Annotated in this window: 19 protein-coding genes; 9 read left to right on the forward strand and 10 right to left on the reverse strand. The window is 47.2% G+C overall.

Features of this window, described 5'->3' with window-relative positions; translation table 11 throughout:
* Positions 1-9 precede the first annotated feature (9 nt).
* Positions 10-177, reverse strand: coding sequence for a hypothetical protein (locus RH46_RS22355; protein WP_006880081.1), 168 nt, complete (start codon positions 175-177; stop codon positions 10-12).
* Between the two features lie 293 nt (positions 178-470).
* Here RH46_RS22355 and RH46_RS13710 point away from each other — a divergent pair, with 293 nt between their 5' ends.
* Together RH46_RS13710 and trhA are read left to right on the forward strand one after the other, a co-directional pair.
* Entirely contained in the window at positions 471-1268 is a 798-nt protein-coding gene (locus RH46_RS13710) for a sporulation protein (protein WP_006880082.1), read from the forward strand.
* Between the two features lie 93 nt (positions 1269-1361).
* The gene (gene trhA / locus RH46_RS13715; RefSeq protein ID WP_006880083.1) at positions 1362-2015 is read left to right on the forward strand and encodes a PAQR family membrane homeostasis protein TrhA; all 654 of its coding nucleotides are present in this window, start codon (positions 1362-1364) and stop codon (positions 2013-2015) included.
* On the opposite strand, the gene RH46_RS13720 is transcribed toward trhA, so the two are convergent.
* The 6 genes from RH46_RS13720 to def all read right to left on the reverse strand — a co-directional run bounded on the left by RH46_RS13720 (position 2012) and on the right by def (position 8338).
* The gene (locus tag RH46_RS13720; RefSeq protein WP_006880084.1) at positions 2012-2578 is read right to left on the reverse strand and encodes a DUF3157 family protein; all 567 of its coding nucleotides are present in this window, start codon (positions 2576-2578) and stop codon (positions 2012-2014) included. The genes trhA and RH46_RS13720 overlap by 4 nt on opposite strands.
* Positions 2579-2587: 9 nt before the next feature.
* Entirely contained in the window at positions 2588-4033 is a 1446-nt protein-coding gene (locus RH46_RS13725; protein WP_006880085.1) for a TrkH family potassium uptake protein, read from the reverse strand.
* A 9-nt stretch (positions 4034-4042) separates the two neighbouring features.
* Positions 4043-5419: a Trk system potassium transporter TrkA gene (trkA, locus tag RH46_RS13730; RefSeq protein ID WP_006880086.1), complete on the reverse strand. Its 1377-nt coding sequence runs from the start codon at positions 5417-5419 to the stop codon at positions 4043-4045.
* Positions 5420-5475: 56 nt separating this feature from the next.
* Positions 5476-6756, reverse strand: a complete 1281-nt coding sequence (gene rsmB, locus RH46_RS13735) for a 16S rRNA (cytosine(967)-C(5))-methyltransferase RsmB (RefSeq protein ID WP_006880087.1) — start codon at positions 6754-6756, stop codon at positions 5476-5478.
* 89 nt (positions 6757-6845) lie between these two features.
* Complete coding sequence (gene fmt / locus RH46_RS13740; protein WP_006880088.1) at positions 6846-7793, reverse strand: methionyl-tRNA formyltransferase; 948 nt, start codon at positions 7791-7793, stop codon at positions 6846-6848.
* Positions 7794-7819: 26 nt separating this feature from the next.
* Entirely contained in the window at positions 7820-8338 is a 519-nt protein-coding gene (gene def / locus RH46_RS13745; RefSeq protein ID WP_006880089.1) for a peptide deformylase, read from the reverse strand.
* Between the two features lie 226 nt (positions 8339-8564).
* On the opposite strand from def, the gene dprA reads away from it, so the two are divergent.
* The 3 genes from dprA to RH46_RS13760 are packed head-to-tail and all read left to right on the forward strand — an operon-like array spanning position 8565 to position 10768.
* Positions 8565-9683, forward strand: a complete 1119-nt coding sequence (gene dprA / locus RH46_RS13750; RefSeq protein ID WP_006880090.1) for a DNA-processing protein DprA — start codon at positions 8565-8567, stop codon at positions 9681-9683.
* A gap of 2 nt (positions 9684-9685) precedes the next feature.
* Positions 9686-10165: a DUF494 family protein gene (locus tag RH46_RS13755; RefSeq protein WP_006880091.1), complete on the forward strand. Its 480-nt coding sequence runs from the start codon at positions 9686-9688 to the stop codon at positions 10163-10165.
* Between the two features lie 15 nt (positions 10166-10180).
* A complete protein-coding gene (locus RH46_RS13760; protein WP_006880092.1) occupies positions 10181-10768 on the forward strand; it encodes a DNA topoisomerase family protein in 588 nt (195 codons plus the stop codon).
* A gap of 40 nt (positions 10769-10808) precedes the next feature.
* Here the strand turns inward: RH46_RS13760 and RH46_RS13765 are convergent, their stop codons facing one another.
* Positions 10809-11942, reverse strand: coding sequence for a 5-(carboxyamino)imidazole ribonucleotide synthase (locus RH46_RS13765; RefSeq protein ID WP_006880093.1), 1134 nt, complete (start codon positions 11940-11942; stop codon positions 10809-10811).
* 4 nt (positions 11943-11946) lie between these two features.
* Entirely contained in the window at positions 11947-12432 is a 486-nt protein-coding gene (purE, locus tag RH46_RS13770; RefSeq protein ID WP_006880094.1) for a 5-(carboxyamino)imidazole ribonucleotide mutase, read from the reverse strand.
* Positions 12433-12623: 191 nt separating this feature from the next.
* Here purE and tsaC point away from each other — a divergent pair, with 191 nt between their 5' ends.
* The 4 genes from tsaC (at position 12624) to RH46_RS13790 (ending at position 15298) form a co-directional block, all read left to right on the forward strand.
* Complete coding sequence (gene tsaC / locus RH46_RS13775; RefSeq protein WP_006880095.1) at positions 12624-13181, forward strand: L-threonylcarbamoyladenylate synthase type 1 TsaC; 558 nt, start codon at positions 12624-12626, stop codon at positions 13179-13181.
* Between the two features lie 21 nt (positions 13182-13202).
* Entirely contained in the window at positions 13203-14120 is a 918-nt protein-coding gene (gene hemF / locus RH46_RS13780; protein WP_006880096.1) for an oxygen-dependent coproporphyrinogen oxidase, read from the forward strand.
* A gap of 75 nt (positions 14121-14195) precedes the next feature.
* Complete coding sequence (aroE, locus tag RH46_RS13785; RefSeq protein ID WP_006880097.1) at positions 14196-15029, forward strand: shikimate dehydrogenase; 834 nt, start codon at positions 14196-14198, stop codon at positions 15027-15029.
* A 2-nt stretch (positions 15030-15031) separates the two neighbouring features.
* Entirely contained in the window at positions 15032-15298 is a 267-nt protein-coding gene (locus tag RH46_RS13790) for a DUF1488 family protein (protein ID WP_006880098.1), read from the forward strand.
* Here RH46_RS13790 and RH46_RS13795 read toward each other — a convergent pair.
* Positions 15291-15839 (reverse strand): gamma carbonic anhydrase family protein, encoded by a 549-nt coding sequence (locus RH46_RS13795; protein WP_006880099.1) that lies wholly within the window; start codon positions 15837-15839, stop codon positions 15291-15293. The genes RH46_RS13790 and RH46_RS13795 overlap by 8 nt on opposite strands.
* Between the last annotated feature and the right edge of the window lie 407 nt (positions 15840-16246).

Below are 16246 nucleotides of genomic sequence, written 5' to 3' on the forward strand. Positions count from 1 at the left end.
GCTTTTTAATTAAGCAGCTTTAACCACTTTAGGAGAAGCCACAGTCATTAAGGCTGTTTTTTCAACTAAGGTCATGGTTGGAGCGACTTTCTTTGCCACAGGAGCGGAAGTGAAACCGCTACGACGGCGCATCGCACTTGTGTTTGTGTGCGAGAACCTGACTGTTGTTGGGCGCATTAATTTACCTAACTGTCAGGCATATCCATTGCCAATGTAATGGCCTGATTAACTATGAGTTGAGCTCCATTGCTGAAGTTTGGCTCTTCTGGCTTACGCCAATCCAAATAATTAATCAGGAATATTGATATGCACGCATATCAATAAATAGATTAGCATTATCAGTCAGATTGGTCGATATGTAATCGATGTGTGGTTGCTACAATTATGTGAACAAGTCACTAGCAGTGAGACAGCAAAGCAGATTAGTATGAAAATAATTTAATGGTCTCGTGTGTGCCAAGGAGGTGTGTATGTCGTTGTTTAAGAAAACGCTGGCGACGTTTGGTATTGGCTCTGCAAAAGTCGACTCTGTACTCCAGCAAGAAGTACTGTATCCGGGACAAAAACTCAACATTACCATTCATGTTTATGGTGGTTCGACTGCTCAAGAGATAGATAACATCGATCTCAAGCTTTATTGCCGCTATATCAAAGAGGTGCCAGCTAATCACGATAAAGACAAAGCTAATGCTGGCCGAATGCGCCGTGTTCCGGCAAGTTATGCATTAGCTGAGTGGTCACTGCCTTACGCTTTCACCATTGAGCCTGGCGAAACGCGCGATTTCGCAGTAGAGCTGGATGTACCTTGGAATACGCCAGTTACCATTGGTGATTCTAAAGTCTGGCTAGAGACAGGTTTGGATATCGCGATGGCAAAAGATCCTACTGATAAAGATATTCTCACTGTACGACCTGACCCACTGTTAGACGGCATTTTTACTGCGTTGGAAGAGCAGGGGCTGCGTATTCGTCAGGTTGAGTGTGAAGAAGTAGACGGCTTTGCCATGCCATTTGTACAGGAATTTGAGTTTGTTCCTACCACTGGGCCTTTTCATGGTCGTTGGCGAGAGTTAGAAGTGGTCGCCTATCGCAGCGATGATGAGTTACAGATGTGGTTTGAAATTGACCGTCATCGTGAAGGTGCCAAAGGTATGCTCGCAAGCTTGCTAGGCATTGGTGATCTAAAGCGTCAGATGTCGATTCCACTGCATACTTCTGCTCAGGAAGCAGGGCAGAAAGTGGTTGAATATCTGGATAGCCACTCTTAACCAAAAATTAACCAACTTTCAGCTTACAACTGTAAGCCTAATATGCCATACTCTTGAGTAATTATTCCAATCGTTACTCAAGAGTAGGGCCGAATGTCTGCTAATCCAGCCGCTGCATATAGTGTTAAAGAAGAGTTTGCCAATACGCTAACCCATGCTCTGGGTATGGTGCTGAGTATTGTTGGCTTGGTACTGCTGCTGATCAAATCTACAGAGCACAACGCCGATACACTGACGATCACTAGTATGAGTGTTTATGGTGCGAGTATGATTGTGCTGTTTTTAGCTTCCACTCTTTATCATGCTGTGCCGTACCAAAAAGCCAAACGTGCACTGAAAACTTTCGACCATTGTGCAATCTATCTGTTGATTGCCGGTAGTTACACGCCCTTTCTATTGGTGAGCTTACGTACACCACTGGCAATTAGCCTGATGGTTGTGATTTGGAGCATCGCCCTGTTCGGTATCATTATGAAGATGGCGTTTGTTTATCGCTTTAAAAGGCTTTCTCTCGCAACTTACCTGATCATGGGCTGGTTATCTTTGATAGTGATTTATCAACTGGCGATGAACTTGTCGTTAGGTGGCTTGGCGCTGTTAGCGGCTGGCGGTTTGATTTATTCGCTGGGTGTGATCTTCTATGTCGCGAAACGCATCCCTTACAATCATGCTATCTGGCATGGCTTTGTCCTGGCGGGATGCGCTTGTCACTTCTTTGCTATTTATCTTTATGTTGATCCCGTCTAGCGAGTTTCAACTTTGATGATTTTTGCGTTGATTTGGTACTGATCTGCACGCTTAACATTAATTTTTATCGTCTTACCTGCAACCGCTTGTTGTGGACGCAGGTAAGTGTCTGCAAGGCGTTTAATGGAAGTCCAGACTGACACTGTTTCAGTCGCGACAACAGCGCCTGACATATCCATCAATTCCAGTTCCACTTCTACTGACACCACAGATTGAGTACTTTGGTTAGTCAGTGATGTCTCGATAACCAACTGATCTGACTGGTATTGAGCTGTGCCTAACAGCAGATCTACACCAGAATCAGAAAGCTGCATAACCGGCTTTTGGCTACCTAGTGTAATCACGCTGCCCACTTGTCGATTAATGACAGGAATAGTAGCCACGGGTTTTACTGGGATTGCGCTACTTGTCGTTGTAGCTTCAGTTGTTTGCGTCTCTACAACGTATTGCCAGGTGAAGTCATCATTAAGCTGAACCTGACGTCCATCGTTTAGTGTTACGGTTTGCGCCGCAAAGGTCATGCTGCTTAGTAGCAGGCATGACAGTCCAAGAGTCGTTTTCATATTCATTCCTTAACGTCGCCAGAAGGCTGGGAAGAAGAGTACCAGTAGGGTCAGGATCTCCAGTCGTCCCATTAGCATCCCCAGACTGAGTAACCATTTTGCTGCATCAGGCAGAGGCGCAAAGTTACCCGTCGGGCCGATAACCGAACCCATGCCAGGGCCGACATTGGCCACTGCGGTAATTGAGCCTGAAATACTGGTGATCGGGTCGAGCCCCATCGCACTCAGGCCACCTGCAATAGCAATAATAGTGATAAAAAAAGTTAAACCAAAAGCCACCACTGAACGCACAATATCATCGTTGACCGGACGTTGATTGTAGCGTTGAACAAAGACACCAGAAGGGTGGATCAGTTTCATCATCTGCTTATTGAGCAAAGTAATCGCAATCTGAAAGCGGAAAATCTTGATCCCGCCAGAGGTTGAGCCGGAACAGGCGCCAGCCATCATCAAGAAAGCAAACAGCGTGGTTGGTAGTGCGCCCCAGGCGGTAAAGTCTTCGAGACCAAAACCTGTGGTGGTGACGACCGAAACAATGTTAAACATCGACACTCGCAATGCATCGAGTACCGCGTAGCCATCACGAATAACCAGCCAGGCTGAAATGATCAGACTGCTAATCAGAAACAGATAAGAGAAGCCTCTGACCTGAGCATCCTGAAGTAACTCGTTGAGTCTGCGTTTTCTGATTGCCGCAACAAACAACAAGAAAGGTAAGCCGCCCAGGAACATAAACAGAGTAGCAACCCAGTGGGCACCGTTAGAGAAATGGTTCATTGAACCATCGGATGTCGAGTAGCCACCCGTCGATAACGTGGTAAAGGCGTGGTTTATCGCTTCAAACAGATTCATGCCAGTCAGCAGATAACCGACAATACACAGCCCGGTTAATGCTAAATAAACCGCGACAATATTCTTCGCTACCGTTTTGGCTCTTGGGCTACTTTTATCTGACCAGTCTGACGATTCAGTATGGAACAGCTTCATACCACCGACGTTTAACATCGGCAGTACAGCTACGGCCATAACGATAAAGCCAATGCCTCCCAGCCACTGCAATATTGAACGCCACAGCAGGATACTTGGCGCCATATTGTCTAGCCCACTTAGCACCGTAGACCCAGTAGTAGTGATGCCTGACATGGTTTCGAAGTAAGCGTCTGTGAAACTGATGTGGTTGATAAATACGAACGGCAGAGCTGCAAACGCGCTGGCAATGGTCCACACCAGACTGGTGATAAGGAACATATCGCGCACACTGAGTTTAAAATCTTTGGTTCGGCCAATACTTAGACAGATAAAAGCGGCCAGATGAGTGATCAGGACCGCTTGACCAAATTCGAGAAAACCTGACGTACCAGTGATAAACGCAACTAAGGTAGGGACGTACATAAATAGGGCGAGTTTAGAAAGAACTAGCCCTATAACAAACAGTACGGGACGGAAATTAACCATAACCTCTGCCTAAAGGAAGAACGGACTTGGCTGGAATAGCGCTTCTACGTCTGGTACGTACTTCTTATCCACCAGGAACATCACCACGTGATCATCCTGTTCGATAACGGTACGGTCATGGGCAATCAGTACCTCTTCGCCACGAACAATGGCGCCGATAGTGGTACCCGGTGGAAGTTTAATGTCGCCAATCGCTCGGCCAACCACCTTCGAAGTGGTTTCATCACCGTGGGCAATCGCTTCGATCGCTTCTGCTGCACCGCGTCGTAGTGAAGATACGTTAACAATATCCGCACGACGAACGTGTGTCAGTAGTGCTGAGATAGTCGCTTGCTGTGGCGAGATCGCAACGTCGATAACACCGCCTTGTACAAGATCAACGTAGGCACCGCGCTGGATAAGCACCATCACTTTCTTCGCACCCATGCGTTTTGCCAGCATGGCAGACATGATGTTCGTTTCATCTTCGTTGGTCAGGGCGATAAACACATCAACCTGATCGATATTCTCTTCAGCCAGCAACTCTTGGTCTGCCGCGTCGCCACAGAATACGATAGTGTTTTCCAGTTCTTCTGAAAGTTTCTCAGCACGCTGATAGCTGCGTTCAATAAGCTTAACGCTGTAGGACTGCTCAAGACGACGAGCTAAGCTGGCACCAATGTTACCCCCGCCGACAATCATGATGCGTCGGTAAGGTTTCTCAAGGCGTTGCAGCTCACTCATTACTGAGCGAATGTGGTTACTTGCGGCAACAAAGAATACCTCATCGTCGGCTTCGATAATGGTGGTCCCCTGTGGCCGGATTGGGCGGCCTTGACGGAAAATTGCGGCTACACGGGTATCAATATGTGGCATGTGTTCACGCAGTGCCGATAGTGCGTTACCAACCAGCGGGCCACCGTAATAAGCTTTAACCGCAACCAGACTGACTTTCTGCTCTGCGAAGCTTACTACCTGTAGAGCACCAGGATACTGAATCAGGCGTTCAATATAGCTGGTAACAAGCTCTTCCGGGGCGATTAAGTGGTCAACAGGCACCGCACCAGACTGGAATAGCGCTTCCTTTTCAGACAGGTACTGAGGCGAACGAATACGGGCGATACGGTTTGGAGTGTTAAACAGAGAGAAAGCGACCTGACAGGCAGCCATGTTAGTCTCATCCATATTGGTTACCGCGACCAACATATCGGCATCTTGTGCGCCCGCTTCACGGAGCACATCCGGGTGGCTTGCATGGCCATTCACCACACGTAGATCGTATTTATCTTGAAGTTCACGCAGGCGATCTGAGTCTTTATCGACGATGGTTATATCGTTGTTCTCACCGACCAGGTTTTCTGCCAACGTGCCGCCAACCTGACCCGCACCAAGAATGATGATTTTCATACCGTTTTCTCGTTTAACTACTTAAAAAGGCGACAGGAGTACTGCCGCCATATCACTTACGCGTTCTTAGTTAGGATGGCGTAATAGAAACCATCCATATCCTCTTCACCTGGTAAAATCTGACGTCCAGGGTTATCTACGTCCGAACCTTGCAACTTAGCGTCTGAGGTACGAGCAAGGAAAGCTTTAACTTGCTCTTTGTTCTCCTGAGGCGTAATCGAGCAGGTCGCATACACTAGTGTGCCGCCCGGTTTAAGTTGCTGCCACATCGCATCAAGAATTTCACGTTGTAGCTCAGCTAATGCTGCAATATCGTCAGCGCGACGTAACCATTTGATATCTGGGTGACGACGGATAACGCCAGTCGCAGAACAAGGTGCATCAAGTAGAATGCGATCAAATTGCTCGCCTTGCCACCAATCTTGCGGATTTCGTGCGTCACCGCAAATCACTTTGGCTTTAAGGTTTAAACGCTGCAAGTTATCGTGAACTCGCTTCAGACGTGTATCGTCACAATCAATAGCAACCACTTCACTGCCTTGAGTGCGTTCCAGAATATGTGCTGTTTTACCGCCAGGCGCCGCACAGCAATCTAAGATAAGCTCGCCATCTTGCGGAGTCAGGTAGTTAATTGACAACTGAGCAGCAGCGTCCTGCACCGATACCCAACCCTTTTCAAAGCCAGGTAATTTAGTCACGTCACACGGGGCGGCCAATTTTACGGCGTCTTCGGCTTCGCTATGAATCGTGTTATCAATGTTTTCATTTTTAAGTAATTCAAGGTACTCATCGCGTGAGTGGTGTTGGTGGTTCACACGTAGCCACATCGGCGCTTTGCTGTTGTTCGCTTCAACAATCTCTTGCCACTGCTGTGGGTAGCTTTCCTGCAGAAGCTTAAGTAGCCAGCCTGGATGACCATATTTGCCGGCATTGTGGCTCACCGCCATTGCATCCAACTCTTCCTGATTTCGCTGATAGTTACGCAAAACTGCGTTTATTAAGCCGCGCAGACGTGGGCCTTTAAGAGTTTTCGTACCTTCAACGGTCTCACCTACAGCTGCGTGCGCAGGAATACGCATAAAACTAAGTTGGTAGATACCCACCAGAATCAGGTGGTGGAAGACGCGTTGTTTACCTTTTAGTGGTTTATCCATCAGCTCGTTGGCAATGGACTCCAAACGCGGTAAGTAACGCAGTGCGCCATAGCAGATTTCCTGCAATAGTGCGTGGTCACGAGGTTTGATGGTCTGTTGAGCCGCAGGAAGTGCGTTTGAAAGAGAGTGACCCTTATCGACCACTTGGAATAGGACGTTGGCTGCAGCAGCGCGAACATTCATATTGAGTACCTTAATGGTGCGAGAGCATCTCTGCTCTCGAAAAGTTCGTAATAGTGAGCCTGACCTTCGTTGCCAGGCTCGAACGGGGATTAGCTAAGTACGCTACCCACTTCAAACCAGCTTGCACGAGAGTTGAGAATATCTTGCACAGGCATAGCTTTTTTACCTGGGATCTGTAGCTGTTCCAGAACCAGTACACCATTACCAGTTGCTACATGGATACCAGACTTATCAGCTTGCAGAATTGTGCCAGCAGGCTTAGCTGAAGTTTGCTCTTCAACACGGCTTTGCCAAACTTTGATGCTGTTCTCTGCTGCTTCAAAGTGGCTCATTGGCCAAGGGTTGAAAGCACGAACGCAACGTTCAATGTGTGTCGCCTCGTCACTCCAGTTGATGCGAGCTTCTTCTTTGCTGAGTTTCTTAGCATAGTTAGCGAGTTCGTCATCTTGTTTTTCTGCAACTGCAGTACCGTTAGCGATGTCTGAAAGGCATTCAACCAAGGCTTGTGGGCCAAGCTCAGCAAGCTTTTCATACATTGAGGCACTCGTGTCAGTCGCTTCAATAGGTAGAGTGGCAATTTTCAGCATATCGCCAGTATCAAGACCGATATCCATTTGCATGATGGTCACGCCAGTCTCTTTGTCACCAGCCCAGATAGAGCGTTGGATCGGCGCAGCACCACGCCAGCGTGGCAGAATTGAACCATGAACGTTAATACAGCCAAGTTTTGGTGTATCTAGCACCGCTTGAGGCAGAAGCAGACCGTAAGCAACCACAACCATAAGATCGGCATTGAGGTCTGCCAGTTCTTGTTTCGCCTCATCAGATTTGAAGTTTTCTGGTTGGTATACCGGAATATTATGCTCAAGAGCGATATTTTTTACCGGACTTGCTGTCAGCTTCTTACCACGGCCCGCTGGGCGATCTGGTTGAGTGTAAACAGCAATGATCTCGTGCTCCGAAGACAACAACGCCGCCAAGTGACGGGCGGCGAAATCCGGAGTACCAGCAAAAACAATTTTTAAAGGTTTGCTCAAGGTACCTTCCTTCTATTGGTTAGCGGTTAAGCTTTCGCGTTTTTCTCGTTGAAGCGTTTGATCTTAGCAAGCTTGTCTTGGATGCGTTTACGCTTAAGAGGCGAAAGATAATCAACAAAAAGTTTGCCTTCTAAGTGGTCCAACTCATGCTGAACACAAATCGCTAGCAGGTCGTCAGCTTCAAAAGTGAACTCTTCGCCATCGCGATTAAGTGCTTTTACTGTTACTTCTGCTGCACGTGGAACTAATGCACGCGCGCCAGGAACAGAAAGACAGCCTTCTTCGATGCCATCTTCACCGCGCTTTTCGATAATTTCTGGGTTGATCAGAACCATAGGCTCGTCACGGGTATCTGAAACATCGATAACAACAATGCGTTGGTGGAAATCTACCTGGGTCGCAGCCAGGCCGATACCTTCTTCGTCGTACATGGTTTCAATCATGTCATCAACGAACTTTTGAATCTCAGGTGTCACTGCTTCCACGGGCTTTGCCACTGTGCGCAGGCGATCATCTGGGAATGTTAATACTTGTAATACAGACATATACACTCGAATGTTGAACTGTGCCAAATCAGGATAAACCTTGTTGGCTCAATTCTAGACATTTTACATCCCAAATGACAGCATCAATGCGGCTTTTTAAATCGCTTCTCGTTCTCTAAGCAGGCGCGAACAGCGATAAAACTATCCATAACTGGCGTGCAGTGAGGTTAGATTTTTGAGGTTGTTGCTCAGCGGTGGCAGCGACTAAACAGATGGGAGTGGGTTTATGTCTACTGAGGAGTTGGCCGCATGGTTGGCGCTCTATTTTATCCCTGGAGTTGGGCCGAAGAGTTTTTCGCGTCTGCTGAACCATGACTCGCCAGTGAACATCGTTCGCTCTTCTGTGGAAACATTACGAGCGCTTGGCCTGAGTGATAAGCAAGTCTCCTACCTGACTCATCGCTCGTCGCAGGATGTCGCGCAGTGCCTCGAGTGGCATGAGCAAGATGAATTGCACCATATCGTCACTCAGCAACATAATGACTACCCAAGCTTACTTGCTCAGAGCGCAGGTTCACCGCCGATTCTGTTTGTGAAAGGCAACCTGGCGAGCTTGTCATTGCCTCAGCTCGCTATTGTTGGTAGCCGGTCAGCCAGCCTTGATGGTCTTACTACTGCGCGTCAGTTTGCGCAGCACCTGGTGAGTCATCAGTTAGCTATCACTAGTGGTTTGGCTCTGGGCGTTGATGGCTATGCCCATGATGGAGCTTTGCAGGCTGGCGGGCAGACAATTGCAGTACTTGGTTGCGGCCTACAAACGATTTACCCCGCGCGGCATCGTCAGTTGGCAAGCCGTATAATTGAAGCTCAGGGTGCGCTGGTTTCTGAGTTCCATCCGCTCGCTAAACCTAAAGCTGCTCATTTTCCGCGTCGAAACAGAATTATTAGTGGGCTCTCTTTGGGGGTGTTGGTGGTAGAAGCCGCGGAGAAGAGTGGTTCACTGATCACGGCTCGCTACGCTGTGGAACAAGGAAGGGAAGTGTTTGCACTGCCCGGATCTATTCATAATGTTAACGCTCGTGGCTGTAACTTGCTGATTCAACAGGGAGCATGTCTGGTTCTTACCATTGATGATATTATCAATGAAGTAGAAACGCTTTTGCGGTGGTCTAACAGTAGTAAGCCACAGATCCAAAATGAACTTTCCAGTGAAATAGGTTGTAAAGAACAATTGCCATTTCCTCAGCTGTTAGCTAACGTAGGAAGTAAGGCTATACCAGTTGATATTCTTGCAAACAGGACCAATATACCTGTGCAGGAAGTCATGATGCAGCTCTTAGAGCTTGAGCTCTCAGGGCATGTTGTTGCAGTTTCCGGTGGCTATATTTTAAAGGGGAGGGGCTAGCTATGATGATGGATATCCTGATGTATCTATTCGAAACCTACATCCATAGCGATGCAGAGTTACAAGTCAATCAAGATGAGCTAGAAGAAGAGCTTCTTCGCGCTGGCTTTCATCAAAAAGACATTTATAAAGCCCTTGTCTGGCTAGAAGAACTAGCGGCACTGCAGCAAAGTGAAACTCACTCGGCTATCTCAGTGTGCAGTACTTCGAACTCGACACGTATCTACACCGCTAAAGAGTGCGAGCGACTCACAATTGAATGTCGCGGCTTCTTAACCTTTTTAGAGCAGGTCAATGTACTGACGACGGAAACTCGTGAAATGGTTATAGACCGTATCATGGGTCTTGAAACCGATGAGTTCGAGCTAGATGATCTGAAGTGGATTGTGCTGATGGTACTGTTCAATGTACCTGGCAATGAAAACGCTTATACGCTTATGGAAGAGCTGTTGTATACCAAAGAGCAAGGTATTCTGCATTAATCTCCAAGAGTCGATATGAGTAACAAAATTGATCATCAACTGTTCTCTGCCCATGAGCATGCATTAGAGCACCAAGCCTGTCCTAAGTGTCAGGAAAACCAGCGTGAAGGCGAATTACAGCTTCGTCATGGTAAGCATGGTCCTTTTTTGGGCTGCAACCAGTATCCTGAGTGCGACTATATTAAGCCGTTACATCAGAATGATGGCCATATTGTTAAAGAGTTAGGCGTTGCCTGCCCTGAGTGCGGTAATGAACTGGTGTTGCGTCAGGGACGCTACGGTATGTTTATCGGTTGTAGCCATTATCCACAATGTCACCATATCGAATCGCTTGAACAGCCTAAAGAAGAGCAGGCCGCCCCACAAACGCACACTTGTCCGGAATGCCTCAAAGGCCAACTGGTTGAGCGTAAGACACGCTTTGGCAAACTCTTCTATGCTTGTGATAATTATCCGAAATGCAAGTTTGCAGTTAATCAGCCTCCTGTCGCAGGTCGCTGTGAGAAATGTGGCTTCCCACTGTTAATAGAGAAGAAACTCGCCAGTGGTATTAAGCGCCAGTGCGCTAATCGCAAGTGTCACCACACCCAATCAGAACAATAAAAAACGGCGCATATAGCGCCGTTTTTCTATTTCTTACTCTCTATTCAGAGAAATTTTCAGCGAATTCATGCACAGCAGGGAAGGCTTGCTTATCAAGCAGGTTTGCCAGCGCGCATAATTTGCGTTGAAGTTCACCGTTGTAGTCACCACACACGTTGATATGACCCATTTTGCGACCGGCACGTTTTTCTTTGCCGTACCAATGAACATGGCAGCCATCCATCGCCAGAACTTCAGCGGGTAAGGTGTCTTCGCCTAAGATGTTGATCATAGAAGTCGAGCGAATCAGCTTTGTGCTGCCTAATGGCAAACCACAAACGGCACGCAGGTGATTTTCAAACTGACAGGTTTCTGCGCCTTGCTGAGTCCAGTGACCTGAGTTGTGGACACGCGGTGCGATTTCGTTAACCAGTAAAGTGCCATCGACATCAAAAAATTCCAGTGCCAGTACACCAACATACTCCAGTCGCTCTGCCACCGAGGTAAACATAGCTTTAGCCTGCTCTTGTAGTTCAGTGTCTGCGATCGCAGTGGATAGAGTCAGTACACCATCGGTATGAATGTTTTCCGCTAACGGATACACTGCGACAGAGCCATCTTTTGCACGCGCACCCACTAAGGATACCTCGCGCTTAAATGGAACAAACTCTTCTGCAACGATTGCCTGCGTGTCGGTAGCGGCAATGCACTCGGCCATTTCATTCCAGATTTGATCGGTTTGGCTCAAATCTTTCAGGCGCCATTGACCTTTACCGTCGTATCCACCCAGAGCACTTTTCAGGACCATAGGAATACCGACATGCTCGATAGCCTGCTCGAAATCTTCGCGACTCTTAATCACATAGTATTTAGCATTACGAACGTCAGCCTGATCGAGTAGTGCTTTCTCGATACGGCGATCTCCGCCCGCTTTTATCGCCTGGGTCGACGGGAGAAACTTGCCGCTATTCTCGCAGATGTCGAGAATATGGTGCGGGATATGTTCAAATTCGGCAGTGATGACATCTGCTTGCTCGATAGCATTCGCGAGTCCACGACCAATCACGGCTTGAGTGAGTGGGTGAACAATATTCTCACTACCCACATCGTAGGCAGAAATCTCAATGTTAAGAGGTGCACCAGCAAGTGACATCATTCGTGCCAGCTGACCTGCGCCTAACACTAAAACATGCATCGACTTAGTCCTCTGCTGGGTTTGGGTTAGCAAGTACAGTTTCAGTTTGCTCACTGCGGAACGCTTCAACCTTAGCCATCACTTCTTCGTCGTGAGTACCAAGAATCTGAGCGGCAAGAATACCCGCATTTGCTGCGCCTGCTTCACCAATAGCCAGTGTGCCTACCGCGATACCTTTTGGCATTTGCACGATAGAGTAGAGAGAGTCCAGCCCACTTAGTGCGCGAGACTGTACAGGAACACCAAGTACAGGTAATGAGGTAAATGCAGCAGCCATACCTGGTAGGTGTGCAGCACCGCCAGCACCGGCAATAATCACTTTAAGTCCACGCTCTTTAGCGCTGGTCGCGTAATCTGCAAGAAGTTGAGGGGTACGGTGTGCTGATACAACTTTGGTTTCGTATTCCACGCCAAACTTGTCTAGCATTTCCGCGGCTAGTTTCATTGTTGGCCAATCTGATTTTGAACCCATGATGATACCGACTTTCATCTCAAACTCCTTCAAAGCGCATAGAATGGTGAGCAAATAATTTGAGCGCATTATACGGGGATTTTAATCTTAAGCAAACGTTTGCGTCGGGTTTGAAAGCGACTAGGGTGAATTTATCGATAAATAGCTTTAGTGTCTGGTGCGAATGTTTGTACACTTATTGCTGATTGATGATGAATAGGAAGTGGCTGGTGGATAACTTTGATAAGGCGCTCAGTGCTTTACGTAACGGTGAAGTCATTGCTTACCCAACAGAGGGAGTATTTGGTGTTGGTTGTGATCCTGACAGCCCTCAAGCGATAGAAAAGCTACTTAAACTCAAGCAGAGACCGATTGAGAAAGGCCTGATTCTCATCGCAGCCAGTTACCAACAGTTGCTGCCTTATATCGATGAGTCTCAGTTAAGCGCCGAGCAGTTGCAACAGGTACAGAAAAGTTGGCCTGGTCCGGTAACCTGGGTGATGCCGTGCAGTGACAAGGTGTCAGATTGGGTATCTGGGCAGTACGACTCGATTGCGGTTCGTGTGAGTGATCATCCTTTAGTGCAAAAGATGTGTAATGCATTTGGAAAGCCGTTAACCTCTACCAGCGCGAATTTATCCGGTCAGCCACCCTGTATGACAACTGAAGAAGTTTACCAGCAACTCGGTAGCCAGTTGGTTGCAGTGCTGGAGGGTCAGACTGGTGGACGAGAAAAACCAAGTGAGATTCGCGATGCAAAAACCTCACAAGTATTAAGACAGGGATAACCCTGCAGTTAAGGAAGTCGTATGTCAGCGATAGATAAACTAGCGGTAAAGCAGTTTCTAATGAAGCTCCAGGATTCAATTTGTCAGCAATTGGAAGAGGCTGATGGACAAGCGGTATTTGTCGAAGATGAGTGGCACCGTGAACCGGGTGAGAAACTAGGTGGAGGCGGCCGTACTCGTGTCATGAAAGACGGTGCGGTATTTGAGCAAGGAGGGGTTAACTTCTCCCATGTTGAAGGTAAAGAGATGCCGGCCTCAGCAACAGCGCATCGTCCTGAACTTGCTGGTCGTCGTTTTGAAGCAATGGGTGTTTCTTTGGTTATGCACCCGAATAACCCTTATGTACCAACCTCTCACGCGAATGTACGTTTCTTTATTGCCGAGAAAGAGGGTGAAGATCCTATCTGGTGGTTCGGTGGTGGTTTCGATTTAACGCCATTCTACCCATTCGAAGAAGATGCTCAGTACTGGCACAACACAGCTAAGGAAGTGTGTGCCCCATTCGGTAGCGAAGTTTATCCAGAACATAAAGCTTGGTGTGACCGATATTTCTATCTCCCTCATCGCGATGAAACTCGTGGTGTTGGCGGCCTGTTCTTTGATGATCTCAATCATTGGGAGTTCGACAAGTGCTTTGATTACATTAAGGCGGTAGGTGAAGGCTATACCGAAGCTTACTTACCGATAGTGGAGCGTCGCAAAGAGACTACATATGGCGATCGTGAACGTCAGTTCCAGTTATACCGTCGAGGTCGTTATGTTGAGTTTAACCTAGTGTTTGACCGCGGCACCCTGTTTGGTTTGCAAAGTGGTGGGCGGACTGAGTCGATCCTAATGTCGATGCCTCCTCTGGCGCGTTGGGAATACGCGTATCAGGTCGAGCCTAACTCACCAGAAGCGGAGCTATATGATCACTACCTTAAACCAAGAGAGTGGTAAGGCTTTCTTCCTTATATAGATAGTGATAGGGTCAACTTAACTTAGTTGACCCTTTTTATTTCTGCAGGTAAGGATATGACACAGCAAATAGATCGCTACGCCGTTTTTGGCAATCCCATTGGACACAGTAAATCCCCTTTTATTCATACTCTATTTGCTCGCCAGACTAATCAGTCTCTTATCTATACAGCAGAGCTTGCTCCTGTTGGTGAATTTAACAGTGCCGCAAAGATGTTTTTTTCTACTGGCGGTAAAGGGTGCAATGTCACCGTACCTTTTAAAGAGGACGCTTATCAGTTCGCCACGCGACTAACCGAGCGAGCGCAACTAGCCGGAGCGGTGAATACGCTTAAGAAGCTTGATGATGGTGAAATTGTTGGCGATAACACTGACGGTGAAGGTCTTGTTCAGGACTTACTGCAATATCAAGTGCCTTTAAAAGATGCCCGTATCCTTGTGATTGGTGCCGGTGGTGCGGCAAGAGGGGTGATCAAGCCCTTGTTAGATCAGCAGCCAAGTGAAATCGTCATTACCAACCGAACGCTCTCGAAAGCCCAGCAGCTACAAGAAATGTTCTCACCCTATGGCAATGTTCGTTCGGTCGCAATGTCAGAGATTAACGATAGCTTTGATGTGGTTATCAACTCTACCTCGGCCAGCCTGAGTGGTGAACTGCCTGATATTTCCGCAACGATTTTCACTCCGCATACATACGCGTACGACATGATGTATGGAGCAGGTAACACCGCTTTTAACCAGTGGGCGCTGGATAATAATGTTGCTGCGGCTTACGATGGCTTAGGTATGTTAGTTGGTCAGGCGGCGGAGAGCTTTATGCTGTGGCGTGGACTTAGACCGGGTACGAAACAAATTCTGCGTGAACTGCGCAAGAATCTAGAAGGAATGTAAACTTGAACCAGTCGATCTTATTTCCTGATCTGCAAACTTGGGATGAACAAAATCGAACAATGACGTTTCCAGCACAACAGTCAGGCGCTTTGATAGAGTGTATTGTTAGTCAGGAAGAGTTGGAAAAGCTCTCAGGGCAAAGCATTAATGATGCTCAGCAAGCTCAGGACCTCTTTGCTCAATACCGTTTTGAGTTAGAGGAACTTGCCGAGCAGCTCATCGAAGATGAAGAGTTTAATGCTGATGGTAAAGTAGAGGTAATTAGTTAAGGTCTTCTACTTGATGTAGGTAGTCCTCTTTATTCTGTACATAGTTATCAGCAGATTTTTGCAAGAAAGCACGTTCAGCGTCATTGAGAGGACGTGCTTGCTTGACCGGGCTACCCACATATAGATATCCGCTTTCTAAAACCTTTCCAGGTGGTACTAAGCTACCAGCACCTATCATTACCTCTTCTTCTATTACTACACCGTCTAGCACGATAGCCCCCATACCAACCAAAACACGATCTTTGATGGTACAACCGTGCAGCATTACTTTGTGACCTATGGTGACATCATTACCAATAATAAGCGGGTAACCTTCGGGGTTCTCTGCATTCTTATGGGTAACATGCAAAACACTGCCATCTTGAATGTTGGTACGTTCGCCAATATGGATATGGTTAACATCACCACGCGCGGCAACCAAAGGCCAAACGCTAGAATCATCCCCGATTTTAATTTCTCCAACCAAAATAGAGCTACTATCTATATAGACGCGCTGACCAATTTGAGGCTTTATACCTTTGTAACTACGTAGAGAGCTCATTTTTTCTCCTTATTAGAGGGGGAAGTTGGCTTTGAGAGCCTAGAAAAGTGTTAAAAACAGCTAGTTTTGAATAGAAAATACCCAAACGATAAAAAAATCAAAAAAAACTGAAAAAAGCACTTGCCAATGTGATGGCGATCTCTATAATGCCCCCTCGCTGACACGGGAACGGTTCGAAAGAAACGAAAGCCCAGTTAGCAAGGTCAATTAGCCAAGCGGAAACGCTTGAAAAAAGTTTGAAAAAAGTGGTTGACACTAAACTTTATCTCGCTAAAATGACCGCCTCTTCCGAAGTGATGTAAGTCACAAAGAAGAGTAGCTCTTTAACAATATAAACCTATCAATCTGTGTGGGCACTCGTTGATGATAATCCAATTAGAAACTTCGGTTTCAAATTAGGTTTCAAT

Origin of the sequence: Vibrio brasiliensis LMG 20546, assembly GCF_000189255.1 — a bacterium.
In the GTDB taxonomy this organism is placed as follows: Bacteria; Pseudomonadota; Gammaproteobacteria; order Enterobacterales; family Vibrionaceae; genus Vibrio; species Vibrio brasiliensis.

Excerpts from the sequence above, each read along its gene's own strand:
- hemF (WP_006880096.1), top strand. The coding sequence starts at position 13,203 with ATGTCAGCGATAGATAAACTAGCGGTAAAGCAGTTTCTAATGAAGCTC.
- dprA (WP_006880090.1), top strand. The coding sequence starts at position 8,565 with ATGTCTACTGAGGAGTTGGCCGCATGGTTGGCGCTCTATTTTATCCCT.
- rsmB (WP_006880087.1), bottom strand. The coding sequence starts at position 6,756 with ATGAATGTTCGCGCTGCTGCAGCCAACGTCCTATTCCAAGTGGTCGAT.
- aroE (WP_006880097.1), top strand. The coding sequence starts at position 14,196 with ATGACACAGCAAATAGATCGCTACGCCGTTTTTGGCAATCCCATTGGA.
- RH46_RS13760 (WP_006880092.1), top strand. The coding sequence starts at position 10,181 with ATGAGTAACAAAATTGATCATCAACTGTTCTCTGCCCATGAGCATGCA.
- RH46_RS13710 (WP_006880082.1), top strand. The coding sequence starts at position 471 with ATGTCGTTGTTTAAGAAAACGCTGGCGACGTTTGGTATTGGCTCTGCA.
- def (WP_006880089.1), bottom strand. The coding sequence starts at position 8,338 with ATGTCTGTATTACAAGTATTAACATTCCCAGATGATCGCCTGCGCACA.
- RH46_RS13755 (WP_006880091.1), top strand. The coding sequence starts at position 9,686 with ATGATGATGGATATCCTGATGTATCTATTCGAAACCTACATCCATAGC.
- RH46_RS22355 (WP_006880081.1), bottom strand. The coding sequence starts at position 177 with ATGCGCCCAACAACAGTCAGGTTCTCGCACACAAACACAAGTGCGATG.
- purE (WP_006880094.1), bottom strand. The coding sequence starts at position 12,432 with ATGAAAGTCGGTATCATCATGGGTTCAAAATCAGATTGGCCAACAATG.
- RH46_RS13725 (WP_006880085.1), bottom strand. The coding sequence starts at position 4,033 with ATGGTTAATTTCCGTCCCGTACTGTTTGTTATAGGGCTAGTTCTTTCT.
- RH46_RS13765 (WP_006880093.1), bottom strand. The coding sequence starts at position 11,942 with ATGCATGTTTTAGTGTTAGGCGCAGGTCAGCTGGCACGAATGATGTCA.
- RH46_RS13720 (WP_006880084.1), bottom strand. The coding sequence starts at position 2,578 with ATGAAAACGACTCTTGGACTGTCATGCCTGCTACTAAGCAGCATGACC.
- trhA (WP_006880083.1), top strand. The coding sequence starts at position 1,362 with ATGTCTGCTAATCCAGCCGCTGCATATAGTGTTAAAGAAGAGTTTGCC.
- RH46_RS13795 (WP_006880099.1), bottom strand. The coding sequence starts at position 15,839 with ATGAGCTCTCTACGTAGTTACAAAGGTATAAAGCCTCAAATTGGTCAG.
- trkA (WP_006880086.1), bottom strand. The coding sequence starts at position 5,419 with ATGAAAATCATCATTCTTGGTGCGGGTCAGGTTGGCGGCACGTTGGCA.